Genomic DNA, 26536 nt, shown 5'->3' with positions numbered 1-26536 from the left:
AGTTAAAAATCAATGACTGCTAGCAGCCAGTGTGACGAGATGCGGATCGGTCGCTTGGGCGATAGGGGTCGTCGCCGCGGCGTGCTGCGCGTTGAAGGCCGCCATGCTCGCAACCATCTGGCCAAGCTGATCCGAGATCCACGCCTGCATCCCAGCTTCGCCGGGAGCACTCGTCGACATCGCCGCGCTGGATTGCACCGCTCCCGAAGCCGAGCCATAGAGTGATTTAATCCCGGCGAGGTCGGTGCTATCCAACGTTCGATTGCTCGACGTCAGCTCGTAATACATGATCGAGCTGCTGTCGGTGTCATCGGCCAACCCCAGGGCATGACCGATCTCATGCAGCAGCGCCTGCTCCAGCGTCGCGTTGGTCCCGGTGTAAGTCTGCGTTCCATCGCTGCCGGCAATCAGCGCATCTTGCGTCGGATCTTCGAGTTCGATCGTGGCGCCCGAAATCACACCGGACGCGCTCTTCGAGCGCGTATAACCCACTATTGCCGAAGTCGCCGTATTGAGATCGGCCAGACCAATCCGGATGTCTGCGCTAGAAGTGTTCGACACCTCTTCGAACTTCAGCCCCGACGCCGATGCCCAAGTCGCAAACGCTTGCTGCACATCGCTGCCGTATTGCGACATAGCACTGGAAACGCTCCATGTGATGACGCTGCCGGCTGCCCATTTTTCGCCTGTACCGACTGCCACCCCCGAACCTGCCGTCGGCACGTGGTGCGCAGTTTCATCGGCCTGGTAAAGTGCACGCTCGGCTGCGGCGGCACCCGCCAAATTGCCATGGCTCAAGTCGTATTGGGCGATCGCCCCAATATCGTGACCGACTGCAGCAGACACTACCGCGCTCGAACCAGCCACGCCATATCCGTAATATCCGCCAGCACCGCCGTATCCGTATCCACCGGTAGGTGCGCCGCCGTCGCCCCCCCCGATGCCAGGCCCGGACAAGGTATCGCTGCCGTTCGTATCGTACGTATCCCCACCGCTAACGGCATCGCCGTCCAAGACATCGCCGCTGCCGCCGGTCACGTCTACAGACGAGTCCGCGCCAACGTTGATGGTGTCGCTGCTACCGTTGATTTGCAGCCCGGTGTTGGACTGCGTCACGATGCTGTCTCCGGTGCCGGAAACGTTGTAACCCGTACCGCCGAGAAGGCCAAGATAATCGCCGGAGCCGCCTAAGCCAACGGAATCGCTGCCGCCCGACAGGTTGAAACTGCTCCCTCCGGTCGTATCGATGGTATCTCCCGTACCGCTTACGCTGTCCGAGCCACCCGATAAGCCCAGGTAATCGCCCGAGCCACCGAGGCCGACGGAGTCGCTGTTGCCGGAGAGATTGAAACTGGTGCCACCCGTCGTATTGATGGTATCGCCGCTTCCGCTCACCGACAGGCCAGTGCCACCGAGCAAACCGACGTAATCGCCCGAGCCGCCCAGACCGACGCTATCGCTGTTGCCGGAGAGATTGAAACTGGTGCCGCTCGTCGTGTTGATCGTATCGCCGCTTCCGGTGACCGACAGGCCCGTTCCGCCGAGCAGGTCGACATTGTCGCCCGAGCCGGACAAGGTGACACTGTCGCTCCCGCCGGACAGCGCAAACGTCGAGCCGTTGGCCCCATCGATCGTGCTGTCCGATGCGGTGATGTTTTCGCCTTGCCCCGTCAAGCTCACCGAGCTGCCATTCCCAAACACGCCGGTATCGCCATTTCCGGTGATGCTGATGGTATCGCCCGCCGCGCCATCGATCGTGTCATTCGAGCCGACGATCGTGACGTTCGCATTAGCCCCCAACGTAACGGTCGCATTGCTCAGGTCAATCACATCGCCCGACGCGAAGGACCCGTCAATCGTCACATTGCTGCCGCTGGCGGTGATGGTGGAATTCCCCAAATTGACGACATCGCCCGCGGCAACCGTGAAGCTGTCGCCTGTGCCCGTGACCGTAGCTTGGCTGTTGGCGCCAAAGTCGAGCGAACTGCCCGACGTCGCGATCGAATCGCTCTGGCCGTCCACGGCGATCGCGCTTCCGCTGCCAGCCGTGACACCGTCACCCGTGCCATCGATCTGCACCTGGTCGCCGGCTGCGACGTCGACCGTGCTGCTCGACGCCGTCACCTTGTCGCCTTGGCCCGCGATGCTGATCACACTATCGCTACCCGCGATCGCGCTATCGTTGTTTCCGCTGATCGCAAACGTGTCCTTCACCCCGCCCACAATCGAATCGTTCGAACCGGAAATCGTTGCGTTACTGTCGGCGGCACCGGAAATGGAGCCGTTGCTCAAGTCGAGTACATCGCCCGACGCGAACGCACCGTCGATTGTTACGCTACTGTTGGTGGTTGCGGTAATGCTGGCACCGCCGCCCAATCCAATTGCATCGCCCGAGGCGACCGTGAAGCTATCGCCTGTTCCGGTGACGGTCGCTTGGGTGTTGGCATTGAACTCAAGCGAACTTCCCGAAGCCGAGATCGAATCGCTTTGGCCATCCACCGCGAGTGCGCTGCCGGTACCACCCGTGATGTTGTCACCGGAGCCGTCGATCTGCGCCTGACCACCGGATGCAACGTCGACCGTGCTGCTCGATGCCGTCACGGTATCATCCTGCCCTGCGATGCTGACCACCCCACCGCTTCCCGTTGTCGTGCTATCGCCGCTGCCGTCGATCGTGAGCGTGTCGTTTGTCGCACCGACGACAGTGTCATCGGAACCGGACATCGTTAGGTTGTTGTCCGCCGCCACCGTCACCGATTCATCCTGGCCTGCGATGCTGATCACGCTACCGCTGCCTGAGGATGTCGTGTTATCGCTGCCATTGATCGTGAACGAGTCATTCTCGGAACCGAGAATGTTATCGTGCGAACCATCGATCGACACGCTACTGTCAGCGCCAATTGAAATGGTGTCGTTGCTCAGGTCGAGCACGTCGCTCGACGTGACCGAGCCGTCGATCGTCACGTCGTTAGTTCCGGTTGCCGTAATAGAGGCATTGCCCAGGTCGATGACAGCGCCCGATGCAACCGTGAAGCTATCGCCTGTTCCGGTGACCGTAGCCTGGCTGTCGGCACCAAAGGCGATCGAACTGCCCGAGGCCGTCAACGTATCGTCCTGGCCCGCAACGCTGATCGCACTACCGCTGCCCGCCGTGACGCTATCGTCCGTGCCTGCGATGCTGACGGTGTCGTCGTTCGCTCCGATGATCGTGTCGCCGTTGCCCTGGGCTGTAATCGAAGTGCCGCCCGTCGCGTTTACCGCCATGTCGTTTCCGGTGACCGATAGCGTCGCTCCGGCGCCCACGTCCAGCGTCGCGCCAGTGGTACTGGTCGACTGCACCGATGAGTTTATGCTTGCACCGATTTGCAGGGTGGTCGACGATAGAACTTGATAGTCGTACTCGCCGTTCGTTAAGCTTGTTAGAGTCGCGCTTTCGGTACCCGTCGCGTTGGCACCATCGAAATATTCGAAGGAACCCATCGTGCCGCTCGGCAAATCGCCCAGTAACTGCTCCCGCGAACCGCCGGCGGCATAGTCGATAATCATCGCGGTCTCCGTGCCCGCGCCATCCGTGCCGCTGAAGTTTTCGTCGATCTGCGACAGATTGCTCGGCAGGCCGGTGAGCTGCTGAATCTGAGAGCCGCCGCTTGCGTAGTCGATCACGTTTTCGTCGTCCTGACCGCTCGCGTCGTACTGCATGCTCTCGGTTTGCTGCAGCACATTGCTGCCGTTGTAGCTGCTGATGTCGATCGCGTTCAGTGCGCCGTTCGTGCCGTAGACGTAGGCGTAGTCGTTCGTTTGCGCTAGCACCCCATCGTCGTAGCTCGCGGTCTGCGTCAACTGGCCATTCAGGTTGTACGTCGACTCGCTTTGCAACTGCAACGCGTCGTTGGACAACACGCTCGTTTCCGTCTCCAGCACCTTGTCCGAGCCATTGGTGATCGTCGTGTCGTAGATGTCCGAACTCGAGCCCGCGGTCGTCGTCGCGATTTGGCTAATGCCGCCGTTCGCGGCGGTATCGACCACGGTCGTCAGATTCGAGTCGGTCGCACTGTCGTACGCGGTCGCGATGGCAGAGCCGTTCGCGGCGACGGCAACGGTGTCGGACACCCCAGCGGACCACGCTTGTGTGCTGCCCGATAGCGTGAGGTCTCCGTTGTCGATTGAAATCGTCTGCCCGTTGGCGTCGTTTTCGATCGTGTCGCTGAAGTTGTGTCCCACGGTAACTGTCGAGCCATCTCGCAATGCGACCGTGTCTCCGCTGCCTGCGAGGTTCAGGCTGCCGCCGGTCGTTATGTCGATGGTGCTGTTCGAGGCGTCGGCAGTGCCGCCGGTGCCTGTGAAAGTATATTGGCCCGCGGTCGCATCGAGCGTGATGTTTTTGCCGGAGAGCGTGGCGCTATCGCCCGTCGTGCCGACCACGGTACCGCCGCCGTTAACACTGTCGATCGCCACGCTGGTGTCGCTGGCGAGATCGAGCGTCGAGGTAGAGAGGCCCAATTGCGCCGTTACGCCTGTTGCGCCGGATGCGACGCTAAGGGTATCGGCACCCGTACCGGTGCCGCCAAACGCGATCGTGCTGCCCGATGCATTGCTCGACACGGAGACGTCGTTGTCGCCACCGTTCACACTGGCACTTGCGCCTGCGCCCGACACGCTTACATCGTTGTGCGATCCGCTCACGTCGGCGGAGCCCGAAACATCGGTAACAACGTTGTTGTTGCCGACGATATCGGCGTTAGCGTTCATTGCCAACGTCATAGTGGCGCCGGATGCACTGACCTGATCATTTGTACCATTCAGTGTGAAGGCGGAGCCGGAGAGCGCAGTCACCTGGAGATTCGAGCCGTCCAGAGTCGCACTTGTACCGTCGCTGAGGTTGACTGCGCAGTTGCTGGCATCTAGCGTTGCGCCACTGCCGTTAATTGACGCGGAAATTTGACCGTTGTCATCGGTCATGCTGACTTCATTGGACTGGCCGGGCAGCGGGGCGCCGACGTTTTTCATTTGCACGGTGTAGTTACCTACACTGCCGCTTAGTGAGCCAAAAGTACCGTCTGAATATTGAACAACGACAGCGTTATTGGAAGTACCGTTCACATTGGGAACGTTCCATACGGCGGTGGGGGATGCGCCCGCCGGTGAATTCGGGATATCCGTTACATTCGTCGCGACCGACGCGTCGTTGCCGAAATTCGCTCCTGCCGTCCCGTTGCCGTATTGATAGACGTCCGTCGGCACCCGCGCAGTGAATCCCGTGATATTGCCGTTGATGTCGACGGTCGGCACGTAAAGCGCGTTGCCGGCCTGGATATCGACGGTGTTCATAGTAAACGTGGATTGTGGCATAATGCCATTGAAACCGATATTCAATGACGAGTTACCAGTATTCGATACATTGTATGATCCATCCGCATTCGGATTGATCCCCGCCGCACTAGTACCTTGCGCAAGATAATTTCCGATTGTGGCCTTGTCGATGTAAACTCCAGCAGTAGTCAGAATAGCGCTCGCAAAATCGACCAACTCTGAGGCGACGAATGTCGTTCCCGCAATAGCGATGGTCATCGGAGCACCGCCGACAACCGCACTTACCGCAACGCCTTGCGACAGCATGATGGCAAAATTGCTCATCAATGAGACATAGGCGCCAGCACCTTCCTCCGAAAGCGGGCTTATCTTATTTACCGATATGCTCACCAGATCTGCTGCGAATGCTTTCGACGCATAAACAGCGCCGACACCCGGTATCAATGCGGTCTCGGCGGCAACAGCATTCCAATATGCCGCGTTATATGCTGCCTGCAGGCCGGGGTCGCCCGGGTTCTTGCTAAGATCCGCTGCTGCCGACTGCACACTTGCAAGACCATCCACCGAGCCGAATGCATATCCACTTCCGTTGATAAACGGCGCCAATCCTTCCAATGTGCCCATGATATCCTCTCATTTAAGACAAACATTTGCCAAAATGTGACGAAGCTCAACGAAATATCCAATCAATAGAAATACCCACATCACAACCAAGGCGACCCCTCTGGCACCAGAACCAATTTTCGCGATGACCGCCGCAGCAAATACAAACACAGAGCAAACCGTGCCTATTGAAAAAAAAGCTGCGCAAATTCCAACATAATTCATCATGAATGGAGAGCAACCGAACGCCAAAAGTCCAGTGACAAATATCAACGTGCTCGCGCATGAAATTGGCAACAAGTTTGTTTTTAACATAATCGCAAATTAAAATACGAACGGTTATCGAAACCATTTATGCCATCGCCGACAACATCAACAAGACCGTTCTGCAAAAACTCGCATCGAAGTCACGTTTGGAAACATGCCCATAGCTCGCCTCATCATTAACCCGGCAAAACATCCCACATCCCCAACCGCCCCAGCTTCGCGGCCAACTGCAACCGCTCCGACCTCCAATCCGTCAGCGCTTGAATCCGCTGCCGCTTCGCCTCGGCCAGCGCCGACTGCGCGTTGAGCAATTCGAGGATGCTGCCAACGCCGATCTGATATCGGCGTTGCGCCGCCGCGTACGACTGTTGCGCGACATCGAGCAGCGTCGCGCTGTTCGTCACATTCTTGCCGGCCGCCTGCAGCGCTTGGTAACTCGTCCACACATCGAGTCCCACTTGCCGTCGTGCTTCGTCCAGCACGTCGCCCTGCTTTTCCGCCTCGGCCTGCGCTCGATGAACGTCATACGTGCGGCCGAAGCCCTCGAAGAACGGGATCGTCACCTGAATGCCGAGGTACCATTCGCGCGTCGTTGCTGGCACCTGCGGCACGCCGAGTTCCAACGTCGTCGGCTGATTGTTCCAACTGTATTTGGCGACCAAGCTGACCGTCGGCATGCCCTCGGCGCTCGTTTGCCGCACTTTCGCCTGCGCCGCTTCGAGCTCTGCCTCGGCGGCCGCGACACTCGGATGAAATCGCTTTGCGTCGCCGATCAAATCGGCCACCGATTCGTCGAACGCATTGTCCGGCGCCACGCCGTCAGCCACGTCCGGCAACACGATCGTCGCGTACGGCTCGGCATTCATATCCGCGGCGAGTGTCCCCAGTGCCGTTTGCCAATCGCGCTCGGCCTTCGTGCGCTCGACAACGGCGTTGGCCCACGATGTCCGCGCCTGCAGTTCATCGGTGATCGGCGCGGCACCATGATCGACACGCATCGTGGCCGCCTTCAGGCTGTCGGCGGCTGTCGCTTCGACTTCCTTCGCCGCAACCAATGCGCCTTGTGTCGATTGCGCGGCGTAGTAGTCCTTGGCAACGGTCGCGAATGCGGATTGCAGCGTCGCGTCCTCGGTGGCGCGGGCTGCAACGAGTAACGCATTGGCATTGGCGAGCGCGGCTTTACGTCCGCCGAAGTCGTAGAGCACCCAACTCAGCGAGACGCTTTCATTGCGAAGCGCGCTGTTTCGATAGGTCGAATCGAACTGCGACAAACCGCTAATGGCTTCCTTCGTCTCATCGCGCGTCCCTTGCCAATTGCCGGTGACCTGCGGCAAGTAGGCCGAACGGCCCTTGCCGACCGCAGCCGCGGCGGCCTTCACGTCGGTCCAGGCTTGGCGAGTCTGGGGATTGTTGCAAAGCGCGCGCTCGACGGCTTCCGGCAATCGAAGCGGAGTCTGTATCGCACCGAACACGCACGTCCCGGTCACTGCGTCGCCTTTCATCAACGCAGCCGGCGTGGCTGGAATCGCCCGCTCGGCAAACAGTGGATCAAAAGCGTGCGCAGGCCCTGCGATACAGAGCAGTCTCATCCCTATCGAGTAAGCGACCACCCATCGCGCCCGTATCAGCATGGACGGCCAACGATTACCGTTCACGCAAACTCTCCTCGCCTGTCTGAATCACCGGATCGAGAAAGTAATGCGCGACGCTGCGCTTGCCGGTTTTGATCTCGGCCGTCACCTCCATGCCGGGGGTCAGGTTGATCCATTGATCGTTAGCCAAGATCCGGTTCGTCGATAAGCGAATGCGTGCGACGAACGTCAATCCAAGCTTCTTGTCCTGAACCGCATCGTTCGGCACCTCGACGACCTTGCCCGTCAGGTAGCCGTAGCGCGTGTAGGGAAACGCTTCGATCTTCACGACAGCCGTCTGCCCGACCTTCACGAAGCCGATGTCCTTGTTCTCGATGTTGGCTTCGACTTCAACGGAGTCGTCCGGCACGATTTCCATCAATGATTGCGCCGTGGTCACGACGCCCCCAAGCGTATGGACGGCCAGTTGCTGCACGGTGCCCGAAACTGGACTCGATAGGCTCATGAGCCGTTGGCGGGTGACGGCCTTCGTTTCATCGTTGCTGCTCTGCTGAAGCTGCTGCGTGGCTTTGTCGAGGTCGTCGAGTTGTGCGCGGCGAAACTCCGACATCGTTGCCGCGATATCGGCGCGCTGCTCTGCGATGCCCGCCGTCAGTTCGTGGGCATGGCTTTCCTGCGCCGCCAAGTCGTGCTCCTTTTGCAGCGCCGCCTGTTCCTTGTCCAGGTAGTCCGTCTGCGCCACGTACTTGTCTTTCGCGAGCAGTCGGTATTGATTCGCCTGTTCTCGCGCGAGTGGCGCCGTCGCCTCCAAGCTGGCGATTTGCTCGTGCGTCGTGGCAAGCTCGGCTTCGCGCTTGCTCAATTCCGCCCGCGAGCTGGCAACCTTGTCCTCATAAGCTCGATAAACGCCATCGGCGAAGTGCTGCGCTTCGTCCATCTCCTGGCTAGACGCGCCATCCACCTGCGCAAGCAAGGGGTCACCGCCGCCCGCTTGCGCCTTGAGCAGCGCTTGCGCCCGGGCGATCGCAAGCGCGGCATCGAGCTTCGCGGCCTTCGCCTTGCTCGAATCGGCAGCCGACTGTGTCGGGTCGAGTTCGATCAGCAATTGTCCGGCGCTAACGCGTTGACCATCGTGCACGAGGATGCGCCTGACCACGCCGGTGACCGCCGGCTGGATGATTTTCACGCGCTCGTCTGGAATCAGCTTGCCTTTGGCAACAGCGACGATATCGAGCTGACCCAATGCGGCGATCAAGACGGCAAGCAATGCCAGCGTCACGATGATCCGCATCGCCCACTTTGGCGCAGGATGCACCGGTGTCTCGGCTAGCTCGAGATTGGCCGGCAAGAACGCGAGTTCGTGTGCGAGCCGCGGCGGCCCCTCGAGCTGACGGCGAATCCCCCATGCCGCCTTCCAGACGGCGCCGTAGCGACGCAACAGATCGGTTAGCGCCTGCACTCTCAACGATTTCATTTGCACGCTTTCCGCCTAGGCGTTCTGAAGAGAAATCAGATGTGCGTAGTACCCAGCTTGCTCGATGAGTTGCTCATGCTTGCCGCGCTCGACGATGCGCCCCTTGTCCATCGCGATGATTTGGTCGGCATGGCGAACCGCGGTGAGCCGATGCGCGATGATGATGACCGTACGCCCCGCGCACATCGCACGCATGTTCTGCTGGATGATGCGTTCCGTCTCGAAATCGAGCGCGCTCGTGGCTTCGTCGAAGATCAGAATGCGCGGGTTCGTCACGAGTGCGCGCGCAATCGCAATGCGCTGCCGTTGCCCCCCCGACAAGTTGGAGCCGTGCTCGCCGACGACGGTGTCGTAACCCTCGGGCATCTCCGAGATGAATTCGTGCGCGCCCGCGAGCTGCGCTGCGCGGATCACCGCTTCGAGCGGCGTACCCGGATCCGTGACGGCGATGTTTTCGCGAATCGTTCGATTGAATAATCGGTTTTCCTGCAGCACGACGCCGATCTGGCGGCGCAGCCAGGCCGGATCCGCAAGCGCGAGATCGATGCCGTCGATGGAGACGCGCCCCTGCTCGGGGATGTAGAGCCGCTGCAGCAACTTCGTCAGCGTGCTCTTGCCCGAGCCCGAACGGCCGACGATGCCGATGATCTGCCCGGCGCGTATGTCGAGCGAGACGTCATCCAGAATCGGGGGGCCGTCGGGACGGTAGCGAAAGCGGATGTTCTGCAAGCCGATCTCCCCTTTGACCGCCGGCAACGCCTGACGGCTTTGCGGCAGCTCGGTGCGCGTATTGAGGATATCGCCGAGCCGCCCCATCGAGATACCGATCTGCTGGAAGTCCTGCCATAACTGCGCGAGCCGCAGGACGGGGGCGGCGACGCGCTGCGACATCATGTTGAATGCGATCAGTTCGCCGACGGAGAGCTTGCCGTCGATCACGAGCTTCGCGCCGAGATAGAGCGTGACAAGCGTGACAAGCTTGCCGACGTATTGAATCAACTGTTGGCCGACGACGCCGAGCGAGGTTACGCGAAATCCGGCGGCCACATAAGCGGCAAGCTGCGTATCCCAGCGACGCGTGAATTGCGGCTCGACGGCCATCGATTTAACCGTTTCGGCAGCAGACACCGCTTCCACAAGGAACGACTGGTTATCGGCGCTGCGTGCGAACTTCTCGTTCAGGCGCTGACGCAAGACGGGATTGAGCGTGATCGAAACAGCCGCATACACGGGCAGCGAAACGATCACGACGATCGTGAGCCATACGCTGTACGTGAACATCACCGCGAAGAAGATGAACGAAAAAAGCAGATCGATGACGGCCGTCAACGCCTGACCCGTCAGGAAGCTGCGAATGTTTTCGAGTTCGCGCACGCGGGCAACGGTGTCGCCCACGCGTCGCGAACCGAAATACGCAAGCGGTAGTGCCAGAAGATGCCGGAAGAGCCTTGCGCCCAGCTCAACGTCGATCCGGTTCGCCGTATGCGAGAAGACGTAGTTGCGCAGTCCCGTGAGCAATATCTCGAAGGTGGAGCTGACGAACAGGGCAATGCAAACGACATTGAGCGTATTGAACGCGCGGTTGACAAGCACCTTGTCCATCACCACTTGAAACATCAGCGGCGAGACGAGGCCGAACAGTTGCAGTACGGCCGATACGAGCAACACCTCCAACAGCAGACGCCGATATTTGACGACGGCTGGAATGAACCAAGAAAAGTCGAATCGAGCTAGCTCGCCGGACAGCGAGGCGCGCGATGCGAACAAGAGAAGCTGCCCATCGCAGCGCGACATCACTTCGCTTGGCGTCGTCGTGGCAGGAGCGCTTTGCCCGGCCTCGACCACGAGCGCCTTGTCGGCTGAGCACCCTGCCAAAATAAAGTGCCGGCCGTCCTTATCGAGTACAAGCGCTGGAAAAGGCGTTTTGGCCAAACGCGCGGCCGTTACGGTGACCTTACGAGCTTTTAGTCCAAGCGAACGCGCCGCAAGCAATAACTCGCGTTCGTCGAATGAATTCGATTTCATCGCGGCGGTATGCCGCAATTGGCTTGCATCCGCGGCAACGCCATGAAAGCGCGCGATTAAGACGAGCGCGGTTAGACCCGGATCTTCGGCGAGCGACGTTTCTTGGTCTGATTCGGCCATGCAATCGTAAGGGCCAAACCACTGAATGGTCGCGCCGCTTACCCTCGTTTAAGTTTTTATTCCCTTCTTAAGGCAGCCCGGCGACCGCGGATATCACGCCTGCCTGCCGGCGCGCTCCCTACGCCTTACGACACGCCACCAGCCTTTGATACGCTAACGCTCGCACCGCCCGTATGACTTGTTCTACACATGCACGGTCTACTCACTCCTCGAGCAACCCGATCGAAGACAGACCGGTACGCGAAGGACGATATCAGCCTGGCTGATCGTCAGCATTTCATAACCAAGCAGTTATGCGGTGCGCCATTTATAACCGTCCGATTATAGTTTTGTCAACGGATCCTCGTGGCCGTTGGCAGCCAGAAACCTCGTCGGCCCCGCAAAAAACTGCCACACGGACGGATTCGTCGTGCCTTGCCGCGGCAACGACACAGGCGACTCACAACCTCTCGCGGATGCGAATGCTCGCGGTTAAAGCGGCATAAAGGAATGAACCGGCGAACAGATGAGATCGATTCCACTCGAATTAAGTAAATCCAGCATAAGAGCGATATGACCCAAGCGACGTGGCGACAATTCGGTAATATTCTGAAATACTGTCGCCGCGCCGCGACGGATATTTCAATGGGGCGCGCGCGACCCGAATAGACTCAAGGCATTGCTCGAGCAAGATCCCCAAACCCCACCACCCTAGCCTCGCAAGCCCGCACGACGGCCATATCGTGACTCGAAAAGAACACCACACGATCCTTAGCCAAGTTCTTGAACAGCTCGATCAACACCGCGCGCCCGGCGGCATCGAGTCCATTGGCCGGCTCGTCGGCAATAACGACCGCGGGATCCCCGAGCGTGGTCGCCGCCAAAAATATCTTCTTGCGAGTCCCTAAGGACATCTGCTCGAAGCGCTTCTCCCAATGCGGATTGAGCCCGAAGCGTTCGGCAAGCTCGAGCGTGGCAGCGCCCACGGTGGTCTTCTTCGTCGACGCCACCAGCTCGAGCAGCGCCCGGCCCGTCATGAACGGATAGGCCATGCAATCGTCCGGCACATACGCCAACGCCGATTTGGCTTCAAGCGGCGCGCTGCGCAGCGAATGCCCGCCCAGCCACACCTCCCCTTCGTCGGCATCGACCGCGCCCGCCAGCACACCGAGCAACGTGGACTTGCCACTACCGTTCTCGTCGCACAGCGCGATGCACCCGGGACCGGAGGCATGTTGCAGCCCCTGAAAAACAACGCGGTCGCCGTAACGTTTCGCAAGGTTTTCGAATCGAAGCATAGAGAAGTCGTTCACACAAAAATTTGCCAAGCCAGAGCCACCCACATCGTGGCCAACACCACCCCGAGCACGATGGATTGTCGAGGCGCATAGCGTTGCGGAAAATACAGCGCGACAACCAGCGGAGCGCCCGAGAATAACAGCGCCCCCGTCGTCCACCCCGTCAGAACGCCATGAGCCACAAGCAGCAGGGGCGCAATAGACGCGAATGGCAGCGCGAGCGCAGCGACGGTCAGCATATCGGCGCACACCACGGTCGTCGATGCCACGGGCAGAGAAAACGTGAAATGAGCGGCCCGAAGATGAGCCGCCCGCAAATCGCGATAGGTCGCGGCAGCGATCAAGGCAATCGCAGCCTGCGATATCAGCGTCAACGGAACGACGCGCGCATCGTAACCCCAAAGCTTGAGCAAAAAGCACGTGGACGCCGCGACGGAACCCATCGTGAGATATCGGCCGAACGCCGCTGCCGCACGATCCCGCACGATGCCAATTTGCAGCTTCATCAGCGGCGACAGTCCAAACTCGAACCGCGCCTGCGTCCAACTCGTCGCGCGACGCGCGAATGCCCTCAACCCTACCGATCGCCGAGAAACCGATGCGCTCGGCGTATGCGCAATCGCCCATGCCGCGAGCACCAATGGAATCAACAGCAGCGCCGGCCGGATCGGCTCGCCCGCCTGCGACGCGCCGACGAGGACGACATTGGCCACAATCAATGGTGCAGCGTTCCGGGTACCCCACGAGAGCACCGTCAACTGCCATCCAAGCGTGATTAAGGTGAGATCGAGAACGAACAGGTAGTTGCCCAGCTTCTGCGGCAGAAAGGCCAGCGCAATCGCAGCGGCGAGCACCGGCAGCAACAGCGGCGTACTCGCCATGAGCACCATCGCAATATCGACGGCGCGGCGTCGGCCATCGGCGATAGGCAACGACCTGACGAAGGCGCCAAACGCCCCGCCGCCGATCGCGGTTCGTTGCGCCAACACCCATAGCACGCCGATCGCTTCGAGCATGTGCACCCAAACAAGCTGCCACTCCACGCCGCGCGAAGGCACGACGGCTTCGAGCACGGGCGCACCCAAAATTTGCGTCTGCGCAAATACGGGCATCGCGGGCAGCAATAGCATCACCGACAACAACAGCGCCTGCCAATACCGGCGCAGGAGGCGAGATGTCTCGAGGACATACCACCGCATTCGGCAAGACAACATGTTTTCCCACCCCACTGATTGAAATCGCGAGCCATGGCAGATGTAGTTGGCACGCGATTCCATTGACGGAGTTAAAGAAGTCGGCGAACGTCCTCTCCTTCAAGCCAAGCCGCTGTCTCTAAAAGACCGGCGCGCCGCGCGCGCTCGATTAGCTCGTCGACCTCCCAAGGCGGCTGGCGCTTGCGTGCGCGCAACTCGCGAAATGCGCCGGCTGCACGCGTTTCATTGAGATCGATGAGGTCGCGCACGAATACGTCTGGATGAAGAACCTCGATCGAAAGCTCGCGGCGCAGGTGCTTGTCAGCGAAATCCTTCAGTTCAGGTTAAACGTTACGATTGCGTCCGCGCGAGCAGCAATTGCCGCCATCGCGACGTGACGGTCTTTAGGATCCACCGGCAATACGGCTCCGGAATCAGGTGGTACGTTGCGGATCAATGCGTCGGGAAACGCCCGATCCATCGCAGATCGGACTGCGTCGATCCGCACGTTAGGATCGTCGACCGCGCCGCTGGCTCGCAGACGAAAGACAAGATTCGAAGTCCATTCCGCGTGGATCTTATCCGACCACTTCGGGTTGTAGAAGCCGTGATCGGCCAGCGTGAGCAACACGTCACGCGTGAACATCGGGAAGAGCACACACGCATCGAGCACGACGGTGAAACGGTCGAACGCCAGCCTCACAAGTCGTATCCGCCGAGGGCTTCGCTGTGTGCGACCAGTTCGTCCAGCGCCGCCTTGCGTTGCACCTGCATGGTCGCTTTGTACGCGAGGACGTCTTCCATCCGAATGCGGCGATGCCGCCCAACCTTCCGAAACGGTAGTTCGCCGGCCTCAAGCCGCGCAATCAGATAGGGACGCGACACCCCGAGCATGTCCGCCGCCTGCCCCGTGGTTAGTTCGGTGTCGGCCGGATACAACAGGAAAGTCTGCTGGCTCGCCATCATGGCCAATATCTTGGAGAGCACCCGCAAGGTCGCGGGTGGAACGTCGATGCGCGCCACATCGCCGTGTTCGCCCTCTTCCACTAGCGCCACGCGCGCGGCGCGCGAGTGATCGAGCGCTTCGCCCATCAGGCGGCTGGCACTCGCAAGCAGCGCGGCCTGGTCATCCGTCAATTGAATGCGATCAGGAGTAGCAGTGGTCATGGGAAGCTCCTAGCGACGCAGCCATGATACGCTCGGCCCCATCTAAACGCAACAGACGAAACAGACGAAATAAACAAAACGGACTTCGCCGCGCTGGCGCACACTACAAACGCTACGCCGAGAAGTTTTAAGCCATTTTTAAGCATCGCTGCTTAAATTTCTCAGGCGCGCCGGTTTGCATCGGCGGATGCTCGGGAGGTCATCGTCCACCCGCCCCACCGCACCTTGGCGCTACTGCCGCACGACGGCAACCGTTCTTTCCTTCATGAAGATGAGGTCCCGCCATGTCTCATCCACTGATTGCATCGCTCGCCGTTGCCTGCTTGGCCGGCGCCCTTCCCCTCGCCGCCCACGCGACCGAAGACACCGCGCTGCCCGCGGCGAATCCGTTGCTATCCGGCACTATGACGCAAGACGGTTTCAACATGCTGCGCGTCAAAAACGACAATGCGCATTCGGGCAGCCGCATGACACCCGTCATCTACGGACCCGATTTCATCCCGAAGTGGCAACAGAAAGCGGTGTCGCACGACACCGGGGCGTCGAAGCTCGAAGGCGATCGATTCAAGTTCCGCTGATATTTTCGCGCTGTTCTCGCGCCGAGCGGGCGCAGGCCCGCCCACCGCGCGAGACGGTGCGCGGCCGATCACAGCATCGCCACGACTCGCACGTTGCCGCTATCGGTGGAGGGAACGACCTTCTCTCCGACGCGCCTGAACGTCATCGAGACGGTCCCCTCGCCCACGCGCAAATTGCGCACTTCGAGCCAATCGATGCCCGCGGGCAAGGCCGGCTGATCGATGCGCACTTCGCCGCGCTCGGCGTCCACCGTGACGCCCAAGCACGCCTCCAGCATCATGAAAGGCGCGCCCGCCGCCCATGCCTGCGGCAGACAAGCGACCGGATAGGCTGTCGGCGGCTCGCCGCCCCGGCGCCCCAATCCGCAGAACAGCTCGGGCAGCCGCATGTCGAAGCTGACCGCGGCCTCGAACAGCGCCTGCAGCAAATGCACGGCCGCCGGCTTGTTGCCGTAGCGCGCCAGCCCGCGCGCGCACAGCGCGTTGTCGTGCGGCCACACCGAGCCATTGTGATAGGCCATCGGGTTGAAGCGGGCTTGCCCCGCGGCAAGCGTCCGTACGCCCCACCCGGTGTGAAAGAGCGTCGATTGCAGATGCCGGGCGACGGCTTCGCCGCGCGCGCGCGTGGGTAACCCGAACGCCAGCAAATGGCCGGCATTCGAGGCGAGCACGCGGCACAGTTCGCCATGCCCGTCGAGCGCGATCCCGTAAAAGTCGGCCTCGGGCATCCAGAACAGCGCCTCCACGCGCTCGCGCAGTGCCGTCGAGCGCGCCGCATAGCGAGCGGCGTCTTCGATCAACCCTCGCTGCGTGGCGAACCGCGCCATCGTGTCGAATGCCGCGCAGGCATACGCCTGCACTTCGACGAGCGCGATCGGGCCGTCGGGAAAGCGTCCGTCCGCGTGAAACACCGAATCGTGACTGTCCTTCCATCCTTGGTTCGCCAAGCCGCGGTCCGATTCGCATTGGTAGTCGAGCAAGCCATGGCGATTCTTGTCGCACACTTTTGCCACCCATTGCGCCGCCCGTTCGAGCGCCGGCCACAATTGCGCGATCAGCGCATCATCGCCGGTGCGCTGCGCGTACGCGCCCGCCAGCACGATGAACAGCGGCGTGGTATCGACGCCGCCGTAGTACAGCGCGAACGGCACCTCGCCCGTCGCCGCCATCTCGCTCTTGCGCATCTCGTGCATGATCTTGCCGGTGGCCGCATCGCGAAACTTCGAGTCCTCGCGCGCCTGGTGCTCGGCCAGAAAGCGCAGCACGCCGCGCGCAAGCCAAGGCTGCAGCCACAACGTCTGCAGCGAGGTAATCACGGCATCGCGCCCGAACGGCGTCGAGAACCAAGGGATGCCCGCATAGGGATACGGGCCCGTGGGCAAGTCCGTTGTCAGCAAACTCAGGTCGGCGAACGAACGGTCGAGCCAAGCGTTGAACAGCGGGTTGCTCGAACGCAGCCGGGCGGTCGCGCGGCGACGTTCGCGCATCGATAAATGCGCGTTGGCCAGCGCGGCACGCACCGCGGCCCGTCCGACGCGCGGCGGCGCGGCGTCGATCTGCGTCAAGTGCGCGGGATGCGAGCTATGGGGCGGTTGGGCAATCTGGACGCCAAGCGGCTCGGTGCCCTGCGCAGCCGACACCGCATGCGTATGCGCCGCGACGGAGAGATAGATCGAGACGCATGCATGCGCAGGCAGCTCGACCGTATAGTCTGCACGATCCTCGAACAGATGGTCAGGCGCCGGTGCGAACGCAATATCGACATGCCGACGCACGTGATCGAGCCCGACATAGGCGAGCTTGACGTCGTCCCGCCCGACTCGGGTCGGCTCGACGCTGCCGTGCTGGGTACGCTTCAGGCCGCGCACCTCGAACATGTCCTTGAAATCGCTGGCGAAGGAAATCGACAGCGGCACGACGGCATCGCTGAAGCCGTAATTCGTCAACGAGATCGCTTCGTAGAGCACGGTCCCGCATAGGACGCGCATGCGCTCCACATGGATCGCGCCTTCGGGCGTGCCTTCTCCGCCGAGCGGCGGCAGCGGACGATTCGTCAAATGCGCCGTAAACGACGTGTTGTCGCTGCTGACGTTGCCGGACAGCAGGGAAGGCGCCCGCCCGCCGAAGGTCAAGCGCAATTGCGACAGCATGCGCGTGTCGTTGACGAACAGCCCGTCGTCGACACCGTTGATGTCCCCGAGCGGATCGTTGACGACAAACGTGTCCCCCGACTTGAGCACGTATTGGCTCGTGCGCGCGATATACGGGTGTTCGGGTGCGATGAACACGCCATCGGGATCCGCGTGCAACGGGGCACCGGTCTGCGTGGGAGTATCGGTCAGTGTGTCGGTATCGAGCATCGTCTTGCTCCAGTCGATTGGAGCTGGCGCTCGAGCGCTTCGCCACTTGGCTCTTTAGCGCCTAACGCCAGCCCGTACGTTGCGGCCGTTCGCTTGCCTCGATTGTAGGAAGCGACGCGTAAAGGAAACAATGGGGCGAACCGATTGCCCTTCGCCCCGGGATCACCGCCCATCGGCGCAAACGCGATGCCTGTCACGCCAAGGCTCACTCGCCGTCGCGAATGAATTCGTCGATATGGCGATTGAAGGCACTCGGATGCGCGAGGTTCATGCCATGCGATGCACCGCGTATCGTATGGCGTCTCACGTCGGGCAACCACCCCTCCAACATAGCCACGTTGCGCCGAAACAGCTCCGGGCTTTTTTCTCCGTCGATCAGCATCGTCCGGCATCGCAGGCTCCAAGCGGATTCGCGCGTGTACGCGGGCAGCGGATCTTGGAACTGCAGCGGCAGGGTCAATGCGTTGTCGAGCGCCATCGCCCGAAACGCCGGCGTGCTCTTGGCCCACGAGCCGACACGGCTCACGGAATCGACGAATAACTGCAGCCCGGCCTCCAGCTCGCCCCGCTCGACGAGCTGCGCCGCCCGTGCACGAAGCGGATTGACGGTGTCGGGCAGCACCGATCCCGGCTGGCCGAGCATCGATAGCGGCCCGCCCGGATCGGCAAGCGTCAACGTGCGCACATGCTGCGGATGACGCACGGCAAACTGATAGGCCACCGCCCCGCCGCGCGAATGAGCCACGACATGTGCCGGGCCCGCATCGAGCGCCGCCAGGAATTGCGCCAGTTCGTCCGCGTGCAGACTCCAACTGAAGGGAAGCGTAGACGGCAAACCGGCCAAGGGCCAATAGTGCGTCAGGCTCACTGCCACGCAGCGATAGCGCGCCGACAGGCCCGCCAGTTGCGGCTGCCAATACCGGTAATCGCACAGCGAGCCGTGCACGAACACGACGAGCGGGCCGGCGCCGCGCTCGACGTAAGGCATCCGTAACCCGCCCGCCAAGTCGACGAAGCGGACGTCGTCCTCCGGGACGGCGACGGCGCGACCGACGGGGGCTGAGCGAGCATTCATCGAGTCGGCCTCGCTCATGCGTCGAAACGCAAGTCGACGTCGCAGGCTAGGCCCAAGGTCAACGTGCTCCCCGCCCCCGAAACCACGATCGCGTTCTGCCCGAACGTGATGGCGCCGTTCATGCGGCTGTCGGACCGATAGGTGCTCATCGTGTCGGTCGGCTCGTTGGGCCAGCGCGGATCGGGCGTGCCGCGCGCCTGATCGATCGTCGGCATCGGGCAGCGCGTACACGGCTTGACGATACGTAACGCGATGTCGCCGTCGGCCGCCGCGATGCGCAACGTATCGGTGTAATCCTCTTCGTAAGCTTCGATCCCGCTCAGCACCAAATTCGGCCTGAAACGGTTCATCGGAATCGGATCGACGCCTTTGGCCTGCAAACGGGCGTTCAGATCGCCCAGCGAAGCTTCGCCGATCACGAGCAGCGGGAAACCGTCGGCAAAACGCACTGCCGCGGCGCTCTCGCCCGTCCACTCGCGGCTGGCCGTGCGCTCGGCATGGGGATCGAAGCGCACGAGCCGCACCGGCGCACCGAGGTAATCCGAAAACCAGCCGGCGGCGGCGTCGCCCGCATCGAGCGCAGGCACGGTGTCGCCCCAAACCCTCGCCGCGATCGTACGCGCGCCGGCTAGCGCCGCGGGGTCGATGGGCAACGCTAGGGCGGACATCCCCGGCGCGCGCACGTCGAGCGTGTCGCCGTTCAGCGCCGGCTGAACGCGCGCGAGGCTCGCATGCGTCCTTTGCGTGATGAAGCGTCCTAGCCCATCGACCACCATCCAGTTACGGTCGTGCTCGAGGCCATACGGGGTCAAGCGGACGGTGTCGCACGAAATCGCGCCGCACGACTTGATGGGATAGACGTTGAGTTGGCTAATGGAAGGCATGGGCGGGCCGGCTCGCGCTGAGGCGGATAAGCAAACGCCGATGGTAACACCGGCCCGAATCGCTCGTGCCTCTCCGGACGGCGCGCCCGATGATGCCGCTGCGCGCTCGGAGCACCGGCCGACGCCCGCCCGCCAAGCGCAGGCGGCCCGGCACGCTCGGCGCGCGCCAGCGTCGCCGAATCTTATTGAACGCTACTGAAGGAAGGACGCGGAATCGACGCAATCGGCCGCCGCACCGGCTCCGCGCACGGCGCAGGTCAGCGGCTCGTTCGCTACGCGCACGGCCAGCCCCGTTTCCTCGGCGAGCCGTTCATCGAGATGCGCCAGTAAGGCCCCCCCGCCCGTGAGCACGATGCCGGTATCCGCGATGTCCGTCACGAGTTCGGGCGGAGCGTTCTCGAGTGCGTTCTTGACGGCGCCGATGACGGTCTTGAGCGGCATGGCCAGCGCCTCGGCGACGTCATGGGTGGAGAGTTCGATCGTGCGCGGCAAACCGTCGGCCAAGCTGCGGCCCACCGCGCGCATGCGCTGGTCCGGCACGTTCGCGATGGCCGTGCCGATCGTTTTCTTGACGAGTTCGGCGGTTTGGTCGCCGATGATGACGCCGTAGACCCCACGGATATGCCCGATGATCGCGGCATCGAACTGATCGCCGCCGACACGCACCGACGTTTGATAGGCCACCCCGCCGAGCGAGACGATACCGACCTCGGTCGTGCCGCCGCCGATGTCCACCACCATCGACCCGCGCGCCTCGGCAACGGGCAAGCCGGCGCCGACCGCCGCCGCGAGCGATTCCCCGATCAGCGTCACCTTCGACGCACCGGCAGCCAGCGCTGCCTCGCGAATCGCGCGCCGCTCTACGGCCGTGGCGTTGGAGGGGACGCAGATCGTGAATTCGGCGCGGCGCCCGAACAGCGAACGCAGTTGGGCCATATCGATGAATTCGCGGAACATGCGCTCCGCGGCGGAGAAATTGGCGATGACGCCGTGCCGCATCGGCCGGATGGCCTCGACGTTGCCGGGCGAGCGCCCGATGAGTTGCTTCGCTTGGTCGCCGACGGCCGTCACTCGGCTTTTTCCGACATCCGTCGATTTCTGAAAGCAGACGACCGATGGCTGGTTCAGCACGATGCCTTTCCCGCGCGTGTAGATCAAAGTGTTCGCCGTGCCGAGATCGACGGCCACGCTTTGCGGAAGCAGTCGACTAAAGAATGCGGAGTGCGACATCGTTGACTCTCTCATGGATGACAACAACGGCATGCGTCCCGTCACGACGGGCGAGGCGCCCAGTGTGGGTAAATGCGGGTAGCGCTGTCGGGCCTTGCCCCCATTACGGCAGCCGTGCGCGCAACTTTAGGGTCGATTGGATTTTTCTTGTGATGCGCCGCCGCAATCCGCGGCCGGTGCGAGGGAGCCGGTTGTCGGTTCGGCCATGCGCAGCGAGGGTTGTGGCCGCTTTGTCGCCGCTTTGTCGCCGCTTAGTCGCCGCTTAGTCGCCGCTTTGTCGCTGCTTTCTCGCCGCTTTGCCGCCCGTGCCGAGGCATGACGTGGCATTCTTCTCGCTGGCCACTCGCTACGCTTTCGTCGGGCTCCACTTTTTCCCCATGCGCACTCCGTTTCGACGTCTGGCTCTATTGTTCTGCGCGCTGCGCTACGGCGCGACGCTGCTATGGGAGGCCGCCCCGCAAGGAGACCGGCTGCGATGGTTCGTGCATTTGGCTAGGCGCCTGCACGCCCGCCCGGGCTCGCGCGGTGCGCTGCATCGCGCCCTGCCGCAGTTGGGACCGCTCATCGAAGCATTCGCCGAGCAAGCCTTGGCGCATCCCGACACGCTCGATCGCTCGGTCCACGACGTGTTCAACCTGCTTGCCAAGGCGGAAACGGCCCTCGTCAAGCCGCTCCCGCCTAGCGAAGTCGCCGCCGCGCTCGGCGCCGCCATGGGCCGCGCGCCGGATACCGTGTTCGCTTCGATCGACCTCGTCGCGCACGAATCCGGCATTGCCGAGCAAGTCCATTGCGCTAGACTGCGCACCGCGGAACACGCGCCGGGGCAGGACGCCGGTTATGTGGAGACCGCCGTCAAACTCCTGCGCGTACGGGAGGTGGAACGGATCGGCGACGACATCGCCGTCCTGCGGTGGGTGGCGCGGCTGTTGGAACGCTTGCTGCCCGCGGCCCGTCAACTGGGACTGCACGCCTTGGCCCAATCGCTCGCCGCTCAGGTGCAGCGGCGCTTCGACTTACGAACCGAAGCCGCCAATTTGTCGCAGACGGCGCGGCATTTCGGCATCGACGAGCGCGTCGTCGTACCCGATGTCGTTTGGGAACTCAGCACCGATCATGTCCTTGTCCTCGAACGAATCGATTCGCTGCCGGTGACCGATCTCGAAGCGCTGCGCCTGCGCGGCATCGATCTCGAAGCGTTGGCGCAGCGCATCGTCGAAGTCGTCGTCGAACAAGCGTTCGCGCACGGCTTTTTTCATGCCGCGCTCGACGCCGAACGGCTGCGCGTGAGCATCGCGCCGCGAACGCAAGGCAGGCTGGTGTTCGGCGAGGGCAAGATCATGGCGACGCTGACGGAACCGGAGCGCGAATTCTTCGTGCACGGAGCCTGCGCGCTATTCGATCAGGACTACGGGCGGCTCGCCGCCATGCACCGCGATGCCGGCCACGTCGCGCCGGATACGCGCGACGAGATGCTCGGCGCCGAATTGCGCACGCGCGCGGAGCCGCACTTCGCCGCGCCTAGCGATAGACGTTCGCCAGCGGCGCTGCTCGAGCACTTGCTCTCGGCCGTGGAGCCCTTCGATGGCGCCGTCTCGCCCGCGCTGTCGCTCGCGCACCAGGCCCTCGCACGAGCGGAATCGCTCGCCTGCACGCTGGCGCCGGGCATCGACACCTGGCAGATTGCGAAAGGCACGCTCAAGGCGTTGGCCCGCGAAGACATCGGCCATCGCGGCTGGATCAAACGGCTCGCGCGCGAAATGCCGCATCTTGCCGCGATACCGCGCGTACCCAACCTTATCGTGCGGCGCTTGCTGCATGCGTACAGCCCCCATGAGCGGCAGGAATCGGCGCATTGGCTTGCCGAACTGCGGCACGAGCAGCGTCTAACCCGGCGTTTGCTGTGGGCCTGTGCTTTAGGCGGTGCACTGATCGGCGTGGGCGCGATCTGGCTGGGTCGCTGATCGATGGCGACCGCAATGCGCTAGCGCCGCGACGGCCCCACGCCCCACGCCGCCCCCCAACGCCGGACGTCGCTCAATCCGCCGTATCCGCCCCCTCCGGCACGCGCGAGCGCACTTCCCGTCCGGGCAGCGGCGACCATGCCGGCCGCGACTTCGCGCCCGAATCCACGACCACCAAATAACGGCCCGCCCAAGGTGTGACCGAACGATCGGCATGCAGCACCCAGAGCGAGAGCCCCGCATCGGTCATTGCCTGGTAGTCGGCGTCGAGTACGCCGAAATGATCCAAGAAGCGATCGAGCGAGCCGGGAATTCTGACGCAACCCTTCGAATGGCGAATGCCGAGCAAAGGCTCGAGTTTGTCGGGATCCGTCGCGTGCATCTGAAAGCGCATCGGCGAGACGCCGCCTTTACCCCATCCGCGTAAGGCATCGGTCCATCCGAAATCGAAGATCCTCATATCGCGCGCGCCGTAGCCGCGGATTGCGTTCTCGTTGAGCGTGCCCTCGGCACGAAAGTCCATGTTTTGAGGGGTATGCTCGAACACGCCGAGCGGGGTCACGAAATGATCGTAGCGGCCCGGCAATCCGGTCGAGACGGGCGACGCCCCGATCAGCGTCCATGCACCGGCGGGATCCCCGCGAAAGTAAATGAACAACGCTTGGACGTTCGGATTGCGATCGACGAGCACGACATATTGGCGCGATAGTGCGCCTAGACCCTTGGCGGCCAATGCCGCCTGCAGACGCTGGCCATAAGCGCGCTGATCGGCCGGCGGTACGCTTAGCCGTCGTGCGACGGCATTCGCGAATTCGCCGCTGAGCTTGAGCGCATCGCGCGGGTCCAGGTGCGCGGCGACGTCGGCCGCATGCTGCGCGGCCGCGGCCACCGCCGCGGAAGCGGCCGATGCCGCGGCGGCGGCGGCATCCGAAGCCGCGGATGCGGCGGACGATGCTGCCGATGCTGCCGATGCGGCCGATGCGGCCGATGCGGCCGAGCCGGGCGACGGTGCCGTTGCCGATGCGGCGTTGGATGGTTTCGATACCGACGGTTTAGGTATCTCCGGCTCGACACGACGATTCGATGCGGCCGCACTCGATGGCGGCGTCGCTGCGGCCTTCGAGCCAGCGGAGGCCGTAAAAGCCCCCGACACCGCCGGGCTTCCCGCCGCATTCGCCTGACCGACGATGGCGGCGCAAAGGACCGCGCACGCGACGCGCGCCGTCCAGCTTCCAAGCGCATCGTTTCGTGCATTCGACTGCCGATTGGGCCCGTGCCGTTCGCTCGATACGCCGCCGCGACGCTTGACGCAGCGTCGCTCGGAAAAAATAACTTCTCTCATCCACTAACCGCCGTAGAAAGTGCTTGCCTGTCTGCAGGCAAGCAAATTCCGTGCGGGGCATATGGGGGACGATGCCGCACCGATGCCAATCCGCTACGTATTCAATGTTTGACGACGCCGGGCCCGGCAGCGTCCGCGTCGGGCGCCTCGACGACGGCGAGGGGCAACGTCACGGTAAGCGCGAACCCTTCCCCGGGCGCCGTGGCGACGCTCAGTTCTCCGCCGAGCCGCGCCGCGCGCTCGCGCATGCCGAGCAATCCGAACGACTTGCGGCTACGCCTCTCATCGGGCAGCGCCCCGCGACCGTTATCGCGAATTTTGAGGATGCAGAACGGCTCGTCGCGGGCGATTTCGATTTCGGCCACGCTTGCACCGGAATGCCGAGCGATGTTCGTCAGCCCCTCTTGCACCATCCGAAACACCTCGGTACCGCTGTCGCGATTGAAAGCGACTTCATTGACATCGAGCTGAGCATGAACAGCGATACCGTGCCGCGCGGAAAACTCGTGGATGAACCAATCGATGGCGGGAATCGGGCCGAGATCGTCGAGCATGACCGGGCGTAAATCGGCAGCGATGCGGCGCACCGACCCGACGAGTTGATCGATCAGCCCATAGATGTTGCGCAACGCGCCGCCCGAAGCATGGTCGATCTTGTCCTGTATCGTCGCCTCGAAGTGCGTCATATCGATCTTGAGCGCGGTCAGCAACTGCCCGAGGTCGTCGTGCAACTCGCGGGCGATCCGCGTCTTTTCCTCTTCGCGAATGTGTTGAATGTTCGCCGACAAGCGCTGCAGCTCTTCGGTCGATTCTCGCAGCGCTTCGTCGGCGCGCCGCCGATCGGTGACATCCATGATCCAACCGACCATGCGGTACGCCGTTCCCGAAGCGTCCCACAGTGCTTGCGCGCGGGATTGGACCCAGCGGTACTCCCCGGAACGCGTGCGCACGCGGTATTCGATGTCGTACGGATGCCGCTCCTGCGTATGCCCACGCAGGGCACGCATGACGCGCTCGACGTCGTCGGGATGAATGATCTCGTAATGGGCACGCATTTCGTTCGGCAGTTCGTCTTCGTCGTGGCCGACGATTTCGCGAAAATGTGCCGACAAGTACATGTCCCCCGTGCGCAGGTTCCAATCCCACAGACCCGCGCTGGCCCCGCTGACCGCCAGTTGGAACCGCTCTTCGCTCGCGGCCAGCGCGGTGAGCGCGCGGTGGCGCTCGATGGCATAGCGTATTGCCCGGCTCAGCAGCGCCGCCTCGATCTCGCGCTTGAGCACGTAATCTTGCGCGCCCTCTTGGATCGCCACGAGCCCCACGGAAATATCGGCGAGCCCGGTCAAGACGAGCACCGGCGTATCGGGCGTAACCTGCCGGAAGTGCCGGAACGTGTCGATCCCATTGCCGTCCGGCAAGCCGAGATCGAGCAAGACGACATCGAAGCGCGTTTTCTGGGCGTGCGCGAGCGCGTCGGCAAGCGACTCCGCATGCGTCAGGGTATGGTCGAACTCGCTGATGTCGATCAGCGCCTCGCCGATGATCAGTGCATCGGTGGGACTGTCCTCGACAAGCAAGATCTTGACGGACGACGGTGTATTCAAGAGCGAACCGGCGGCAAGGTCACGACGCCGAACCAAAACTCGTTGATGCTGCGGACGACGTCGATGAATTTCGCGAAATCCACGGGCTTCGTAATGTAGCAATTCGCGTGGAGACAGTACGACTTGACGACGTCTTCCTCCGATTTCGACGTCGTCAGCACGACGACGGGGATGTTGCGCAGTTCGGGATCTTGCTTGAGTTCATAGAGCACTTCCCGCCCGCTCATGCGCGGCAAGTTGAGATCGAGAATGATGAGCCCGGGGCGAACCGGTTCGCGACCGGCATATTTGCCGCGGCCCCTGAGGTAGTCCATGGCATCGACACCGTCCTCGACGATATCGAGCGGATTGAGGACCTTGTATTGCTCCATCGCCTCCCGAGTCAGCATGACATCGGTAGGGCTGTCTTCGACAAGCAGGATATGGACGAGCTTACCGTTTTCATCGCGTAGCATGAGCGGCACTCCTAGGGCG

The 26536-nt window shown here is 62.4% G+C and carries 17 protein-coding genes; 2 read left to right on the top strand and 15 right to left on the bottom strand.

Annotated features, from left to right (window positions below; genetic code table 11):
* Nucleotides 1-9: 9 nt before the first annotated feature.
* The 8 genes from ACTHN9_RS13860 to ACTHN9_RS13825 all read right to left on the bottom strand — a co-directional run bounded on the left by ACTHN9_RS13860 (nucleotide 10) and on the right by ACTHN9_RS13825 (nucleotide 15028).
* Nucleotides 10-5934, bottom strand: coding sequence for a beta strand repeat-containing protein (locus ACTHN9_RS13860; RefSeq protein ID WP_440537334.1), 5925 nt, complete (start codon nucleotides 5932-5934; stop codon nucleotides 10-12).
* Nucleotides 5935-6356: 422 nt separating this feature from the next.
* Complete coding sequence (locus ACTHN9_RS13855; protein ID WP_440537333.1) at nucleotides 6357-7682, bottom strand: TolC family protein; 1326 nt, start codon at nucleotides 7680-7682, stop codon at nucleotides 6357-6359.
* A 142-nt stretch (nucleotides 7683-7824) separates the two neighbouring features.
* Nucleotides 7825-9246, bottom strand: a complete 1422-nt coding sequence (locus ACTHN9_RS13850) for an HlyD family type I secretion periplasmic adaptor subunit (protein WP_440537332.1) — start codon at nucleotides 9244-9246, stop codon at nucleotides 7825-7827.
* 15 nt (nucleotides 9247-9261) lie between these two features.
* Nucleotides 9262-11391 carry a type I secretion system permease/ATPase gene (locus ACTHN9_RS13845; RefSeq protein ID WP_440537331.1) on the bottom strand — a complete coding sequence of 710 codons (2130 nt, stop codon included), beginning with the start codon at nucleotides 11389-11391 and terminating at the stop codon, nucleotides 9262-9264.
* Between the two features lie 650 nt (nucleotides 11392-12041).
* Nucleotides 12042-12668 (bottom strand): ABC transporter ATP-binding protein, encoded by a 627-nt coding sequence (locus ACTHN9_RS13840; RefSeq protein WP_440537330.1) that lies wholly within the window; start codon nucleotides 12666-12668, stop codon nucleotides 12042-12044.
* 11 nt (nucleotides 12669-12679) lie between these two features.
* The gene (locus tag ACTHN9_RS13835; RefSeq protein ID WP_440537329.1) at nucleotides 12680-13882 is read right to left on the bottom strand and encodes a hypothetical protein; all 1203 of its coding nucleotides are present in this window, start codon (nucleotides 13880-13882) and stop codon (nucleotides 12680-12682) included.
* A 313-nt stretch (nucleotides 13883-14195) separates the two neighbouring features.
* A complete protein-coding gene (locus ACTHN9_RS13830; RefSeq protein ID WP_440537328.1) occupies nucleotides 14196-14564 on the bottom strand; it encodes a PIN domain-containing protein in 369 nt (122 codons plus the stop codon).
* Nucleotides 14561-15028, bottom strand: coding sequence for a helix-turn-helix domain-containing protein (locus tag ACTHN9_RS13825; RefSeq protein WP_440537327.1), 468 nt, complete (start codon nucleotides 15026-15028; stop codon nucleotides 14561-14563). The genes ACTHN9_RS13830 and ACTHN9_RS13825 overlap by 4 nt, the downstream gene beginning before the upstream one ends.
* A 284-nt stretch (nucleotides 15029-15312) precedes the next feature.
* On the opposite strand from ACTHN9_RS13825, the gene ACTHN9_RS13820 reads away from it, so the two are divergent.
* Nucleotides 15313-15606 carry a hypothetical protein gene (locus ACTHN9_RS13820; protein WP_440537326.1) on the top strand — a complete coding sequence of 98 codons (294 nt, stop codon included), beginning with the start codon at nucleotides 15313-15315 and terminating at the stop codon, nucleotides 15604-15606.
* A 68-nt stretch (nucleotides 15607-15674) separates the two neighbouring features.
* On the opposite strand, the gene ACTHN9_RS13815 is transcribed toward ACTHN9_RS13820, so the two are convergent.
* The 4 genes from ACTHN9_RS13815 to ACTHN9_RS13800 form a co-directional block, all read right to left on the bottom strand.
* On the bottom strand, nucleotides 15675-17966 hold the full coding sequence (locus tag ACTHN9_RS13815) for an amylo-alpha-1,6-glucosidase (RefSeq protein WP_440537325.1): 2292 nt from the start codon (nucleotides 17964-17966) through the stop codon (nucleotides 15675-15677).
* Nucleotides 17967-18171: 205 nt separating this feature from the next.
* Nucleotides 18172-18954, bottom strand: coding sequence for an alpha/beta fold hydrolase (locus ACTHN9_RS13810; RefSeq protein ID WP_440537432.1), 783 nt, complete (start codon nucleotides 18952-18954; stop codon nucleotides 18172-18174).
* Nucleotides 18955-19055: 101 nt separating this feature from the next.
* The gene (locus ACTHN9_RS13805) at nucleotides 19056-19925 is read right to left on the bottom strand and encodes an MOSC domain-containing protein (protein ID WP_440537324.1); all 870 of its coding nucleotides are present in this window, start codon (nucleotides 19923-19925) and stop codon (nucleotides 19056-19058) included.
* A 192-nt stretch (nucleotides 19926-20117) separates the two neighbouring features.
* The gene (locus ACTHN9_RS13800; RefSeq protein WP_440537323.1) at nucleotides 20118-21155 is read right to left on the bottom strand and encodes a rod shape-determining protein; all 1038 of its coding nucleotides are present in this window, start codon (nucleotides 21153-21155) and stop codon (nucleotides 20118-20120) included.
* A 377-nt stretch (nucleotides 21156-21532) separates the two neighbouring features.
* Here ACTHN9_RS13800 and ACTHN9_RS13795 point away from each other — a divergent pair, with 377 nt between their 5' ends.
* A complete protein-coding gene (locus tag ACTHN9_RS13795; RefSeq protein WP_440537431.1) occupies nucleotides 21533-23116 on the top strand; it encodes an ABC1 kinase family protein in 1584 nt (527 codons plus the stop codon).
* 73 nt (nucleotides 23117-23189) lie between these two features.
* On the opposite strand, the gene ACTHN9_RS13790 is transcribed toward ACTHN9_RS13795, so the two are convergent.
* From ACTHN9_RS13790 to ACTHN9_RS13780, 3 genes are all read right to left on the bottom strand, one after another.
* Nucleotides 23190-24458, bottom strand: a complete 1269-nt coding sequence (locus ACTHN9_RS13790) for a hypothetical protein (protein WP_440537322.1) — start codon at nucleotides 24456-24458, stop codon at nucleotides 23190-23192.
* Between the two features lie 101 nt (nucleotides 24459-24559).
* The gene (locus tag ACTHN9_RS13785) at nucleotides 24560-26062 is read right to left on the bottom strand and encodes a PAS domain-containing protein (RefSeq protein WP_440537321.1); all 1503 of its coding nucleotides are present in this window, start codon (nucleotides 26060-26062) and stop codon (nucleotides 24560-24562) included.
* Nucleotides 26059-26517 carry a response regulator gene (locus tag ACTHN9_RS13780; protein WP_440537320.1) on the bottom strand — a complete coding sequence of 153 codons (459 nt, stop codon included), beginning with the start codon at nucleotides 26515-26517 and terminating at the stop codon, nucleotides 26059-26061. Before ACTHN9_RS13780 ends, ACTHN9_RS13785 begins: the two co-directional genes overlap by 4 nt.
* Between the last annotated feature and the right edge of the window lie 19 nt (nucleotides 26518-26536).

This window comes from Trinickia sp. (genome assembly GCF_051953405.1).
Taxonomy (GTDB): Bacteria; Pseudomonadota; Gammaproteobacteria; order Burkholderiales; family Burkholderiaceae; genus Trinickia.
Note: the sequence above shows the minus strand (reverse complement) of the source record. Positions and strands in the feature narration are given on the sequence as shown.

Excerpts from the sequence above, each read along its gene's own strand:
- ACTHN9_RS13780 (WP_440537320.1), bottom strand. The coding sequence starts at position 26,517 with ATGCTACGCGATGAAAACGGTAAGCTCGTCCATATCCTGCTTGTCGAA.
- ACTHN9_RS13820 (WP_440537326.1), top strand. The coding sequence starts at position 15,313 with ATGTCTCATCCACTGATTGCATCGCTCGCCGTTGCCTGCTTGGCCGGC.
- ACTHN9_RS13840 (WP_440537330.1), bottom strand. The coding sequence starts at position 12,668 with ATGCTTCGATTCGAAAACCTTGCGAAACGTTACGGCGACCGCGTTGTT.
- ACTHN9_RS13790 (WP_440537322.1), bottom strand. The coding sequence starts at position 24,458 with ATGAGAGAAGTTATTTTTTCCGAGCGACGCTGCGTCAAGCGTCGCGGC.
- ACTHN9_RS13805 (WP_440537324.1), bottom strand. The coding sequence starts at position 19,925 with ATGCCTTCCATTAGCCAACTCAACGTCTATCCCATCAAGTCGTGCGGC.
- ACTHN9_RS13845 (WP_440537331.1), bottom strand. The coding sequence starts at position 11,391 with ATGGCCGAATCAGACCAAGAAACGTCGCTCGCCGAAGATCCGGGTCTA.
- ACTHN9_RS13855 (WP_440537333.1), bottom strand. The coding sequence starts at position 7,682 with ATGAAAGGCGACGCAGTGACCGGGACGTGCGTGTTCGGTGCGATACAG.
- ACTHN9_RS13835 (WP_440537329.1), bottom strand. The coding sequence starts at position 13,882 with ATGTTGTCTTGCCGAATGCGGTGGTATGTCCTCGAGACATCTCGCCTC.
- ACTHN9_RS13860 (WP_440537334.1), bottom strand. The coding sequence starts at position 5,934 with ATGGGCACATTGGAAGGATTGGCGCCGTTTATCAACGGAAGTGGATAT.
- ACTHN9_RS13800 (WP_440537323.1), bottom strand. The coding sequence starts at position 21,155 with ATGTCGCACTCCGCATTCTTTAGTCGACTGCTTCCGCAAAGCGTGGCC.
- ACTHN9_RS13810 (WP_440537432.1), bottom strand. The coding sequence starts at position 18,954 with ATGCCTTACGTCGAGCGCGGCGCCGGCCCGCTCGTCGTGTTCGTGCAC.
- ACTHN9_RS13795 (WP_440537431.1), top strand. The coding sequence starts at position 21,533 with ATGCGCACTCCGTTTCGACGTCTGGCTCTATTGTTCTGCGCGCTGCGC.
- ACTHN9_RS13825 (WP_440537327.1), bottom strand. The coding sequence starts at position 15,028 with ATGACCACTGCTACTCCTGATCGCATTCAATTGACGGATGACCAGGCC.
- ACTHN9_RS13815 (WP_440537325.1), bottom strand. The coding sequence starts at position 17,966 with ATGCTCGATACCGACACACTGACCGATACTCCCACGCAGACCGGTGCC.
- ACTHN9_RS13850 (WP_440537332.1), bottom strand. The coding sequence starts at position 9,246 with ATGAAATCGTTGAGAGTGCAGGCGCTAACCGATCTGTTGCGTCGCTAC.